Origin of the sequence: Rhodovibrio sodomensis (genome assembly GCF_016583645.1) — a bacterium.
GTDB lineage: Bacteria > Pseudomonadota > Alphaproteobacteria > Kiloniellales > Rhodovibrionaceae > Rhodovibrio > Rhodovibrio sodomensis.
This window is the reverse complement of the sequence record NZ_NRRL01000149.1, coordinates 1-11,881: the sequence shown is the minus strand read 5'-3', so window position 1 is coordinate 11,881 and position 11,881 is coordinate 1. Positions and strand designations below refer to the sequence as shown.

General features: G+C 65.4%; 10 protein-coding genes. All 10 read right to left on the bottom strand.

All coding sequences use genetic code 11. The features are described from left to right. Positions 1-329 precede the first annotated feature (329 nt). Positions 330-1,391, bottom strand: a complete 1,062-nt coding sequence (locus tag CKO28_RS24975; RefSeq protein ID WP_200343686.1) for a tyrosine-type recombinase/integrase — start codon at positions 1,389-1,391, stop codon at positions 330-332. A 320-nt stretch (positions 1,392-1,711) separates the two neighbouring features. After that, on the bottom strand, positions 1,712-2,260 hold the full coding sequence (locus CKO28_RS24970) for a hypothetical protein (RefSeq protein WP_200343684.1): 549 nt from the start codon (positions 2,258-2,260) through the stop codon (positions 1,712-1,714). Between the two features lie 438 nt (positions 2,261-2,698). Next, on the bottom strand, positions 2,699-3,703 hold the full coding sequence (locus CKO28_RS24965) for a diguanylate cyclase (protein WP_200343682.1): 1,005 nt from the start codon (positions 3,701-3,703) through the stop codon (positions 2,699-2,701). Further along, a complete protein-coding gene (locus tag CKO28_RS24960; RefSeq protein ID WP_200343680.1) occupies positions 3,696-3,947 on the bottom strand; it encodes a hypothetical protein in 252 nt (83 codons plus the stop codon). The genes CKO28_RS24965 and CKO28_RS24960 overlap by 8 nt, the downstream gene beginning before the upstream one ends. Positions 3,948-4,166: 219 nt before the next feature. Further along, the gene (locus tag CKO28_RS24955; RefSeq protein ID WP_200343678.1) at positions 4,167-5,828 is read right to left on the bottom strand and encodes a methyl-accepting chemotaxis protein; all 1,662 of its coding nucleotides are present in this window, start codon (positions 5,826-5,828) and stop codon (positions 4,167-4,169) included. Between the two features lie 434 nt (positions 5,829-6,262). Then, complete coding sequence (locus CKO28_RS24950; RefSeq protein WP_274611084.1) at positions 6,263-6,718, bottom strand: PAS domain-containing protein; 456 nt, start codon at positions 6,716-6,718, stop codon at positions 6,263-6,265. A gap of 158 nt (positions 6,719-6,876) precedes the next feature. Further along, positions 6,877-8,166, bottom strand: a complete 1,290-nt coding sequence (locus tag CKO28_RS24945; RefSeq protein WP_200343674.1) for a sensor histidine kinase — start codon at positions 8,164-8,166, stop codon at positions 6,877-6,879. 124 nt (positions 8,167-8,290) lie between these two features. Next, a complete protein-coding gene (locus tag CKO28_RS24940) occupies positions 8,291-10,579 on the bottom strand; it encodes a PAS domain-containing sensor histidine kinase (protein ID WP_200343672.1) in 2,289 nt (762 codons plus the stop codon). Between the two features lie 137 nt (positions 10,580-10,716). Next, a complete protein-coding gene (locus tag CKO28_RS24935; protein WP_200343670.1) occupies positions 10,717-11,241 on the bottom strand; it encodes a hypothetical protein in 525 nt (174 codons plus the stop codon). A gap of 211 nt (positions 11,242-11,452) precedes the next feature. After that, a partial coding sequence (locus tag CKO28_RS24930) for a methyl-accepting chemotaxis protein (RefSeq protein WP_242480805.1) occupies positions 11,453-11,881 on the bottom strand: 429 nt, incomplete at its 5' end.

Below are 11,881 nucleotides of genomic sequence, written 5' to 3'. Positions count from 1 at the left end.
AAGAGAGCCCCGGCGCGAGGGGGCGACGCGCCGGGGCCAGGGTCACGGGACGGCCGGCGGGGCAATGACCGGCAGGGCACCGTGACGGACAGGGAGGCAGGGGGAGGCGAGTGGTCAGCGCCGACCGGGGATCCGGAAGTACGCTTCCTCGAGCTGGCTAGGCGTCCAATCCTGCATGACGGCACCTCCGTTTCTGGGCTCCTGACGGCGATCCCGTCGCCGCCGTCTGTCCATACAGATGCCATCGACCCCGGCGCAGGGCGTGTGGCGGCGGTCACACGTAACGCGGTCGTGAAGAAACCCGGCCGGCAACGGGCTCGCCCGGGACTTCAGCCGGACCGGTCGTTCACGACGTCGTCCAGCTCCTCCTCGCTCACCCGCATGTACTGCATCGCGTAGCTCGCGTTCCGGTGGCCGAGTTGGCGCTGTACGGCCGCGACGTTTCCGGTCTTCTGGACGACGTGCCGGCCCATCGCGTGCCGGGCCGAATGCGGCGACTTGCCAGTGACGTCGGCCTTCGCGGCGACCTCGTTCCAGGCCCGGTTCACCGCCACGGGGCTCAGGCGGCTGGAGCTGCGCGCGTTGTCGGCCGCCGGCAGCAACAGCGCCGGCGATTGCAACACTTCCGCGTCCGCCGCGCGTTCGTGCGCGACGTAGTCCTGCACCGCGCGCAGCCCTTCCCGACTGATCTTGTAAGTGTGCTGCGCGCCGCCCTTCTCGCGCACAGTGATCCGGGCGCGAGTGGAGTCCACGTCCTCGACGTCGGCGTTGACGGCCGCCGCCCGGCGCATGCCGGTCTCGACCAGCAGGTAGACGATCGCGCGCGTACGCCAGGGCCGGTAGCCCTTGCGTTGCGGCCGCTCGGCGGCGTCGCGGTAGCGGTGCCGGTCGCGCGACCGGCCGCCCTGACTGGGCAGCAGGTCGGCGGCGTCAAGTAGGCGCCGGCGTTCGGAGGGCGTTAGAGCCCGATCGACCGCGAGCGGCGGCGCGCCCATCGAGACCTTCACTTTGTGCATCGGATCGCCGAGCGGGAAGGGCGCGTGCTTATGGATCCACTTCGACCAAGTCTTGAGGTGGGCGAGCACCCGGGCGATCGTGCGGTCGGCGTAGCGCCGGCGCCCGGTCCGGTCGACCTCGTTGCGCAGCGCCTCGACGAAGGCGGCCGACAGCCGCGGCGTCCACCGGGTCCGCTCGTCGGTCTTCTCTTCCAGACGCATGAAGGCGAGGAAGCGCTCCAGATCGCGCCGCTGCACCTTCCTCGAACTCGCGGCGGTGGTCGCCTCGAGAGCGAGGTAGGCCTCGAGCCAGCGGGCCAGGCTGTCGGCCGGAACCTCCTCGGCGAGGGCCGGGACAGCCTCCAAATTCTTTCGTATCGCGGTTTGTGGGTCCATACGATGCTCCCAGGATGGCCTGCACCAATGGAATCATGACAGAACGCGATACGAAAGGGACATTTCGGATCGCGTTATGTCTTATCCCCAGTTCCGGTGGACAACTTGGGGAGAGCGTGGTGGAGAAACGCGGCTGACGAGGCCTGCCCCGGGGGTGCCGATCTGATAGGCAGTCAGCGCTGGTCACGGATCCACTTTCAAGACGTCCACGAACTGGTACGCCCCGCTCCGGCGGCCGAGGGTACCGGCAATCATCCACCCCACCGGACAGAGATCGTGAAAGTCGTCGGGGACGGGCACGGGCCCAAAGACGCTGTCGTCTATATGATCGTGCACCCCAGATCGTGCAACCAGAGACCCTCGGGTTCGACGTGGGTGATCTCGAAGTCACCGGGCACGTCCTCCTCCTCGAGGTACTCGACATCCTGCGTCAGCGCCTTCAGCCGCTGCGCCAACTCGTCCATCGCCGGCGTTCGTTGCCCGACCTCGGCGGCCATATCCCTGACCGCCCTGGCTGCGAGGGCGCTGATGTACCCCTGGGTCTCGAGCCACTTCGCCAGCTTCTTGACGACCGTCCCAGCTTGGTCCGGGAGTTCGGGCGGGGCCTCGAGCCGGCGCAGCTGAGCCGCGGTCAGAAAGGTTGGGAGGTGGAGCATGAGGTAATACGGGCCGACTGCCTCGCAGTACGGCGGGTCCCCACGCTCGGTGTCGAACCCGCGGCTGCGGAACTGCTCTTGTTCTTCCGGGGTGAGATCGTTGACGCCGTCGACATTCAAGCTCTTCTCGAGCCAGCCGATCACCTCGGCATCCCGCGCGTAGCTCCGGGACGCCAGATGTGCCCGCTCGCTTTGCAGGTAACCGTCCAGCACCTGCGAGATAGTCGGCCATTGTATGGAAGTCGCCGGCTCCAAGTATGTGCTTTTGTTTGCATCAAGCGTGTGGCCGATGTATCGCCGATCATGCAGCCGACCCACTCTGTCTGCAACTAGCCGGCAGGTGTACGTGGCTATTTCGGCATCCTACGAACAACACCACGCCGGGGCCAGCCGGGGTCAGCGCGCCCGTTCATCCAGCCTGAGGGTCTGGAATATCCGCGTCCCGACCACCTTGTACCGGAACTGGCGACCGCGATCGAAAGATTCGAGCAGAAAAAGGCTGGGCCAGACCGCAAGCTGTCAAAGTACAGCCGAAGTACATCCATGTGAGACCGGGGTATGCGGGCCGCGAAGGCAGCGAGCGACAGCCGCTCGCCGATGCGCTCAACCGTCGGGCACGCGGTGTCGTCGAGCATAGGCCTGACCTCAGGACTACGACGCCGGGATGGCGACCTGCGGACCGTGGGCGAAGGTCGTGCGGTTACGGCCGCTTGTTTTCGCGCCGTAGAGGGCTTCGTCGGCCGCGGCCAACCAACTTTCGGCATCGGCGTAACGGTCGCTCAGCGGGCACACCCCGAAGCTGGCTGTGACGCGAATGTGACCTCCGTCCAGCGCGATTTCGGTTTCACCGATGGCGCGGCGCAGACGTTCCACGCAGTCGAGCGCCGCTTCCGGGTCGGTTTCCGGCATAAGGAGCGCGAATTCTTCGCCGCCCAGCCGGCCGAAGCTGTCGCTTGCGCGCAGGCTCGCGTTCGCACAGGACGAGATGGTTCGCAGTACGCGGTCGCCAGCGGGATGCCCGTAAGTGTCGTTCACGCTTTTGAAGTGGTCCAGATCGAAAAGCGCAAGCGCAAGCGGCCGGCCGTAGCGACGCGATCGCGCGATCTCCTGATCCGCCGCCTCCATGAAGCCGCGCCGGGTCAGCGCGCCGGTCAGCCCATCCGTGCTGGCGACCTGTCGCAGTTCCAATTCGTCGACCACGAGTTTGGCGAAGCTGGTCAGGATCGTGATCTGCTGGGCGTCGAACTGTCGGGGCTCGTAATCGATCGCGCACAGCGAGCCCAGGTTGTAGCCGTCCGGTGTTTCCAACGGGACACCGGTGTAGGCGCGGATGTACGGCTCGCCGGTGACCAGCGGGTTATCCGAAAAGCGCGGATCGAGGCTCGCATCGGGCACGACCATGGGCTCTCGCTGCTGGATCGTGTGGTGACAGAAGGCAACGTTGCGGGGTGTCTCGGTCACCTCCAGACCCTGGATCGACTTGAACCACTGGCGCTGGACATCCACGAGCGAAACCGCGGCGATGGGCACGTTCATCACGTTTTGAACCAGGCCCGTGATCTTGTCGAACGGCTTCTCGGGCGCGGTATCGAGCACCTCGTACCGGTTCAGCGCCGCCAGGCGGCCTTGCTCGTCGTTGAGCTTACAATCAGACACCGTTCGCCTCCGCTTGCAGGGCCAGGATCGTCTGCACGAGTTCGGTCTCGTAGGAGCTCATGGCCTCACGGACGACGGCCTTGATCTGGCTGTCTTCCATCCCGGACGCGATCAGGTTGCCCGCGAGCTCGACGAGATGCGCGTTCTGGCGCGTCAGCCGCTCTTTCAGGAGGTCGGGAACATCGATCCGTCCGGCCTCGGCGACGGCGGAGGCGACGATATCTTCGGCTCTGTCGTGTGCCATGGATGCCCCCTTGGAACCGGTCCCGCAGTCGCAGGTTGGGTTGAATTCGTATCGGATCCGTTAAAACGCAGACCTTCACGGCCGTTACGGCGCGAGCGGCAGCCCGGCGACAACCTCGTTCGCCGTTCGCCTGATGCGTCGCGCAAAGGCGGTTCGATTTGCGCCGCGACGATCGAGGTTTGCACGCGCGGCACCCATTCGCCGGCTTTCCGTCACCAGCTAGGCGGCCTTCACCTCGGCGAGGAAGCGATCGACCTCGCCGCGAAGCGTCTGGGCCTGCTCGCCGAGGGCGCCCGCGGCCCCAAGGACCTCGCTGGAGCTCGTGCCGGTTTCCCGCGCGGCGTCGCTGACGCCGGAGATGCTGCTTGTGACCTGCTCGGTGCCATCGCTCGCCTGCTGGGCGTTGCGCGCGATTTCCTGGGTCGCCGCCCCCTGTTCCTCAACCGCCGAGGCGACCGACTGCGCGATCTCGTTGATCCGCCCAATCGTGTCGGTGATACCGCCGATCGCATCGACCGCGTTGCCCGTCTCCGCCTGGATCTCTGACACATGGCCGCGGATGTCCTCGGTCGCCTTTGCCGTCTGGTTGGCGAGCGACTTGACCTCGTTCGCCACGACCGCGAAGCCCTTGCCGGCATCGCCGGCGCGCGCGGCCTCGATCGTCGCGTTCAGCGCCAGCAGGTTGGTCTGCTCGGCGATGTCGGAGATGATCTGCACCACCTCGCCGATCTTGTCGGCCGCCGCTTTGAGCCCGGCGACCTGCTGGTTGGTTCGCGCGGCCTGCTCGCTCGCCTCAGCCGCGATGCTGGAGGATTGCGCGACCTGACGGCTGATCTCCTGGATCGATCCCGCAAGCTCCTCGGACGCACTCGAAACCGCCTGGACGTTGGCCGAAGCTTCCTCGGCAGCGGCCGTGACCTGGCTGGCTTGCTGGCTCGTCTGCTCGGAGGCGCTGGTCAAGGTCTGCGCCGACCCCTGCATCTGCTCGGCGGCACTGGAGACCGCGTTGACCACATGGCCGACCTGCGTCTCAAAGCGCTCGGCCATCTCCAGCATCGCCTGGCGCTTCTCGGCCTGGGCCCGCTCCTCGCGCTCCGCCTGCTCCGCCTCCAGCCGGGACTTCTCATCCAGCTTACCGCGGAAGGTCTCTAACGCGCGCGCCATATCGCCCACTTCGTCGCCCGCGCGCTGGCTGGGCACCGTGACATCGGTTCGCTCGGTCTCGGCGATCCGCGTCATGACCGCGGTCAAGCGCTGGATCGGGCCGCTGATGCCGCGGCTGATGAGGAAAGCGGCGGCGGCACAAAGCACAAGCGCCGCGCCACTCACCGCCAGGATCCTGAATTGCGTTGACGAGACACTGGCGGCGGCTTGTGGGCCGATGGTGTTCTGTCGCGCTTGAATCTGGTCTTGGATGCGGTCCAGCTGCTTGGCGACCCGCGGGCCGACGACATCGAGTGTCTCCGTAAATATACGCTCGGTGACCTGCCGGTCCGCTCCAACAACCTTGCTGAACGCCGTTCCATAGTCGCTGATTTCGCCCTTCAACGCGTTCAGCAAGGACCGGGTATCCGGATCCTCGATGATCTCGTCGATCGCCGAGCTCATGCCCTTGATCTCGGCGAGGTTCGCTCGAACCGCCTCTGCTTGCGCCGGATCGGACTCGGTGCGGTACTTGAGCGCTGCGACGCGCGCCTGCAGGAGGTCTTCGCCGATGTTGCCAACGAGCATCTGGGCGCGCGCGGTTTGGCGGTATTCGGTGAACAGCCCACCCAGGTTCATGGCCCCCAGGCCCCCGAATCCCGAGACCGCCAACAGAAAGGCGAGCGTGAGCCCGGTCATCAGGTAGAGCTTTTGCGCGATTTTCAGCTTGGCCAGCATGCCCGCCTCCCAGAGCGATCGAACCTTCGTCTTGTAAGTTCCCAAGCCGAAGGTTTGCACTCGGAAGTTAGTCCGCCGTTAACACGAAGGATTTATCGCGAACTTCGATGGAAGCGTCTGTCCGGGCGTTTTTGGACGCGCAAGCCCGAAAGCGGGTTTTCCAGCCGGTCTTCGCGGCGCCAGCCGTCATGGCGGTCGTAACAAGAGGCGAAGGTCCGCAAGGGTCCCAGGCTCATGCTCGGACAACCGTATAATCAGGCAATTGCTGCGCCGATCGGCATCATGATTTGTCGCCGATGGACCGCCGGAAGCCGGACCTCAACGCGCGTACCGCAGCCGACGTCGCTACCGATGTGCAGCGTGCCGTGAATCGCTTCGATAAGCCGCTTCACGAGCGCGAGCCCGAACACGATGTCAGGGTTGTGCTCGAGAGGTTACGGACTAGTTTGCACGTTACTGTAGATTATCCCGCCGAGCACAGCGTCGACCTGTGCGTCGTCTTCCGATAAGGGCAGAAGTAAACGCTCGAAGCTACCTGGATCTTCTCCGTCACCAAAGTCGAAGGACGCGAATTCCCGGGTCGCCCGAACCTGCGAGACACACACTGCGTACGGCTTGAAGAAAACGGGCCGCGCGTCGGTCAACTCTCGACCGACAAGACTTTCCCCCAACCTGTCCTCAAGGTCTGCGCCAACGAAGGTGAACACGAACCTCAGCGGCTCGCGCAGAACCTTGGCTATGACCAGCCTGGGTGAATGCGTCTCGAGCGCGCTCAGATCCATGCTGTCCGTCCTTGGCATCGATCGGGCGCCTCGTCGCGCAGACCAAAGATCGAGCAGGTCGAGTAACTCGGGTGACCGCAGTTTTCGCTGGACCCGCGCCAGAGACATCTCATCGAACATGTCGACCTCTGCGTGCGATGACCAAGCATAAACATATGTTAACGGTATCGGGCAGAGTGTGCTACCCGAAATGTTCGGTGCCGTGCATTGCCTATACAGCGCCGGATTTAGGCTGAGCCACGGCGTCAGCGGAAACGGTGACGCCATCAACATCCATCGGCGGTCGCTTGCGCATCTCCATGACGAGTCTCCATGTCCACCGGAACTGCCCTCTTCAGCAGCACCACGATACGGGTTCCCTTCCCGGGTTCGCTGTCCATATAGATGCGACCGCCGCCCAGCTCGACGAGGCTACGGCAAAGGGCCAGACCGAGGCCGGTGCCCTCAGTTTCACGGCTGATTGTATTGGCCAGCCGTGCGAACGGCTCAAACAGGCGCGCCTGCACTGCTGGATCGACACCCGGCCCGTCGTCGACGATGGCAATCTGTAAATCTCGCTCCGCGAGGCGACGGACTTCGATCGAGCAGATGCTACGGCCGTATTTCACCGCGTTCGAGACGAGGTTCAGAAGGATCTGTCGCAACCCAAGGCGGTCCCAGACGATGCGCTCCGGGGCTTGCGACAGATCGACCTGCACCGTCGCCCTGTGCTTTTTGGCGATCGGCGCGATCATCCGACGGACCCATTCTACTTCTGCGTCGGTCTTCAGCTCGTCTGGGTAGAATTGTCGCCGGCCGGCCTCGAGACAACTGAGATCCAGGATGTCGTTGATCAGCTCCAAAAGATGCGTGCCGCTCGCGTGGATATCCTGGGCGTAGTCGACATAGCGCCGGTCGGGCATCGACCCGAAAGCCTCGCTCTCGAGGACCTGCGCGAAACCGATCACGGCGTTAAGCGGCGTGCGCAATTCGTGGCTCATACTCGCCAGGAAGGCGCCCTTGGTGGCTTCCGCTTGACGAGCAATCGCGAGCGCATCCTCAAGTTCGTGCTGGATCCGGAGCCGTTCGCGGATCTTCGACAAAATGCGGGCCGCTGTGCGCGCGAGTACATGAAGGTTTTTCTTGTCGGTTGCGCTCAGGCGGCGCGGCTCGGTATCGATCAGGCACAGCGTGCCGATCCGGGCGCCCTCGTCGGTGACGAGCAGTACGCCGGCGTAAAAGCGAATATAAGGGGTCCCAATCACAAGGGGATTATCGCGGAAACGGGAGTCTATCGTCGCGTCCGGCACCTCGAGCAGCTCGTCGCCGAGGATCGTGTAGCCACAGAACGCCACATCCCGCGGTGTGGTCTGACAACCGGTTAAACCGTGGTTGCCCGAGAAGAACTGATGCTCGGCATCGACGATGCTGACCAGGGCGATCGGCACGCCCAGGATCTCCGCGGCCGCCTCCGCGACTTCCTGCAGGCCGTCGTCGTGCGCTTCGCCGCCGGCGAAATGCGCTCTGACGGCCTGCAGCCGGGCGTGTTCATTCGATGGTTTGGGCGCCGGCGGCATGGCTTAAACCTCCACGCGCGGATGTTGATCGTGCGCGCGACGCGAGACGGACGTCCGCAGCCGCATCGTGCTCGCGGCTACGCCTGCCGGAACGCGTCGGTGCGGGTTGGGCGACGCGCGCATTCTACCCTGCCCTCGCCGGAACACGCCGATCGACAAGCGCCGGAAGCCGGACTTCAACGCGCGTACCGCGCCCGAGATCGCTATCGATGTGCAGCGTGCCGTGCATGGCTTCGACAAGCCGCTTGACGAGCGCGAGCCCAAGCCCGACCCCGGGTTTTTCGCCCGCTTCCCACGCCGCGCCACGGCCGCCCCTGACGAACGGCTGTTCGATCCGGTAGAGGTCGTCGGCGTCGATGCCGGGCCCGTCGTCGCAGACGGCGATGACGGCGTGCCCGTGTTCCGCAGCCGCCGCCAGCCGAACGGTATCCCCGGGCCGGCCGTACTTCACGGCGTTATCGAGCAGGTTGATCAAGACCTGCTTCAGGGCGCGCGGGTCAGCCTGAACCACCAGACCCTCGAGCGGATCGAGTTCCAGATGAAGACCGCCCGTGTGCACTTTCCCGTCGAGCATGCGGGCGACATCGTCCGCGACCGCTGCCAGGTGGACTGGTTCGGTCTCGAGTTCGGTCTGTCCCGCCTCGATGCTGGAGAGGTTCAGGACCCCGTCGACGAGGTCGAGCAGGTAACGGCCGCTGGCGAGGATATCCGCCGCGTAGTCCCGGTAGCGCGCGTTGCCGAGCGGGCCGAACATCGCCGCCGTCATGATCTCGGCGTAGCCGTTGATGGCGTTGAGGGGCGTGCGCAGTTCGTGGCTCATCGTGGCCAGAAACGCGCTCTTGGCGCGATCGGCCGCTTGCGCCCGTTCGCGGGCCGCCAGCAACTCGTGCTCCCGGTGCTTGTAGTCGCTCACGTCGAAGGCGATTGAGAAAACCCCCTTCACAGTTCCGTCTGTATCAATATCCGGCACCAGGGTCGTATCGTAGACCGTTTCCCGCTGGTCGACGGAATCGCTGATCCTGGTCACGACGTAGTTGACCGTCTCGCCGCCGAGCGCGCGCTCCAGGCGTGGAGCGGTGTAGACGCCCGCCTCCGGGTCCTGGGCGGTCCGCCAGTACTGGCCGGTCAGGTCTTGGCCGGCGTCACCCGCCAGGGCGCGCCGGGCGCGGTTCGCGTAGCGGAAGATGCCGCCGGCATCGACGTAGGCGATCGCCGCCGGGACCGCGTCCATCAGGGTGCGCAGGCGCAGCTCGCTGTCGCGAAGGGCTTGATGGGCGGCGGCCTCGTCCGTCGTGTCGACGATGAGGCCGTTGGCGATCAGCTCGCCCGACGGGCCGTCGATCAGCTTGGCACTCGCCTGGAACCAACGGACCTCGCCCTCAGGGCTGACCCGGCGCCCGGAAAACGTCCAGTCGCGGCGATTTTCCACCGCCTCGCGGATCGACCGGTGGAAGCGCTCCGCGTCGCGGTCGTCGACCGCGATCAGCGTCCAGTCCTCCAGCAACGCCTCGACCGAATGCCCGAGCACATGCGGCGCGTTCGGACTGAGGTAGGTGAAGCCCTGGGTGCCGTCCGGCCAGTGGACCCATTGGTAGGCCACGCCGGGGATCGTGTCGGCCATGGCGCGGAAGCGGTCTTCCTGGTGGCGACTGCTCTCGCGGGCGTCCACCAGCTCGGTAACATCCTGGACCGTGCCGAAGAAACTGGCCGCGGTGCCGTCGCTCGCGCGCTTGCACTCGGCCCGGACGTCGATCCACTTGATCGCGCCGTCGATCAGCAGGCGCTTGCGGTAGCTGAAGCCCTCGCCATTGGCGGCCGCGCGCTCCAGAAGCGCGCGGACATCCGCCGCGTCCCTGGGATGAAAGCGCTCGAGAATGGCGTCGAGACCGCCGAGCGGCGCGCCCACGGGCATGCCGAAGATGCGGTAGGCTTCATCCGACCAGGACACGGTTTTGGAGGCCATGTCCAGCGTCCAGTGGCCGAGCCGGGCGACGCGCTCGGCCCGGAGCAGGTTCTCCTCCAGGGTCTTGCGCTCGGTAACGTCGGTCTCGATCGCGATGTAATGGGTCAGCTCGCCGTTCTCGACGATCGGCTGGCAGTCGATGTGGACCCAGTAGGGTTCCCCGTTCTTGGCGTAATTGACCAGTTCAACGTCGAAGCCCTCCGCGCGGGACAAGGCCTTGGCCATGCGAGCTCTGGTGTCGGCCTCGGTTTTGGGCCCTTGAAGAAACGCCCCGGGTACGAGGCACTGGACCTCTTCGTGCGTGTAGCCTGTCAGCCGGCTAAAGCCGTCGTTGACCCACTCGATCCGGCCCGTCGGATCCGTGACGATTACGGCGTTCGGGGTACGCTGGGCCAGAACCGAAAGCAGGACAGGGTTGGCGCCGGCTGTGCCGGGTGAGTTGGCCGTCATGCGGAAAATCCTTTGGCCGTGTGGGCGACGCGACCCGTCAGCTACAAACGTAGGGACCTCCTGTCTGTTTCCGAAACACACACGCACGGTATGCGACTGTGCCTCACGGATATTGTCCGAGCACCCGTCTTGCTTCGCTAGTCGTTCCCCCGGCTCACTGGTTCAGGCGAGGGCGGACCGGCGCTCCCGATGCCGCGAGGTGTACTACCTGTCAGCGGATCGCACGCAGCCGCTGGATCGCCAGGCCGCTTCGGAAGCCGATCCAGGTTGTCCTGCACCCTTAATAGCCGCGCGTGGAACGCGGTCGCTCTGGCAAGGGTGTCCGCCAGCGCCGGGACCTCGGTCGCCACCCGCGACTTCGGCGCCCCAAGGCCCGGATCGCGCGCCAGACGCGTTGCTGGCGGCTCCCGCCCGTCCGGGCGGAGACCGACGATCCAAGCCACACAGGACAGCACCAGGCTCGTGAGACGGCCTTCCTCGTGCGCAATCTCCAGGGTCAGCACCGGATCGACGGCGGGGCGACCGACGCCGGCGGCGATCAGCGAGCGCGCCTCGGCGAGAAGTGCGTAGGCCTCATCGAGGAGCAATTTTCGTTGATCGGCTTGCATGGAAACAACGGTCGAATCGCCTCCGTAAGTCGCCCGCGACAGACCTTGGCTCATGTGACGTAAATCTCCTCCGAACCATCCGGCTCTTATGTATGTGTTCGCCGATTGCCAAATGCGCGTTGAGCTCCTCGACCTAAGACAGAAACTTAACCGCTGGATAGCCACTCTTTGGTTTTCGACTTCGTTGCCGTCACGATACCTGAGATCCGCTTGTCGAGTTCAGGGGCCCCCGGTGGAGTCATCCCGGGCGCGGAGGTCGTGCCGGTCATGCCGCCCGCACATCCTGCAGGAAGCGGTCGACCACCCCCTTAAGGTGATCGGACTGCTCGGCGAGCTGGCTGCTCGAGGCGTTGACCTGACCGGCCGAGCTCGAGACCTCCGCGCTGGCGTGGGTCACGCTGCCGATGTTGCGCGCGACTTCGTCGGCGCCGCTCGCCGCCTGCTGCATGTTGCTGGAGATTTCGCCCGTCGCGGCGTTCTGTTCCTCGATCGCGCTTGCGATCGAGTTCGCCACCTCGTTCATCTTCTCGACGGACGTCGCGATTTCTCCGATGGCGCCCGCGGCGCGCTCGCTTTGCTGCTGGACGTCGGCGATCCGCTGGGAGATGTCGCTCGTTGCCCTCGACGTCTGGTTGGCGAGGTCCTTGACCTCGTTCGCGACGACCGCGAAGCCCTTCCCGGCATCGCCGGCCCG

What these genes read in the sequence shown, in the direction of transcription:
- CKO28_RS24940 (WP_200343672.1), bottom strand. Translation starts at nt 10,579, where the DNA reads ATGACGGCCAACTCACCCGGCACAGCCGGCGCCAACCCTGTCCTGCTT.
- CKO28_RS24945 (WP_200343674.1), bottom strand. Translation starts at nt 8,166, where the DNA reads ATGCCGCCGGCGCCCAAACCATCGAATGAACACGCCCGGCTGCAGGCC.
- CKO28_RS24960 (WP_200343680.1), bottom strand. Translation starts at nt 3,947, where the DNA reads ATGGCACACGACAGAGCCGAAGATATCGTCGCCTCCGCCGTCGCCGAG.
- CKO28_RS24955 (WP_200343678.1), bottom strand. Translation starts at nt 5,828, where the DNA reads ATGCTGGCCAAGCTGAAAATCGCGCAAAAGCTCTACCTGATGACCGGG.
- CKO28_RS24935 (WP_200343670.1), bottom strand. Translation starts at nt 11,241, where the DNA reads ATGAGCCAAGGTCTGTCGCGGGCGACTTACGGAGGCGATTCGACCGTT.
- CKO28_RS24975 (WP_200343686.1), bottom strand. Translation starts at nt 1,391, where the DNA reads ATGGACCCACAAACCGCGATACGAAAGAATTTGGAGGCTGTCCCGGCC.
- CKO28_RS24950 (WP_274611084.1), bottom strand. Translation starts at nt 6,718, where the DNA reads ATGTCTCTGGCGCGGGTCCAGCGAAAACTGCGGTCACCCGAGTTACTC.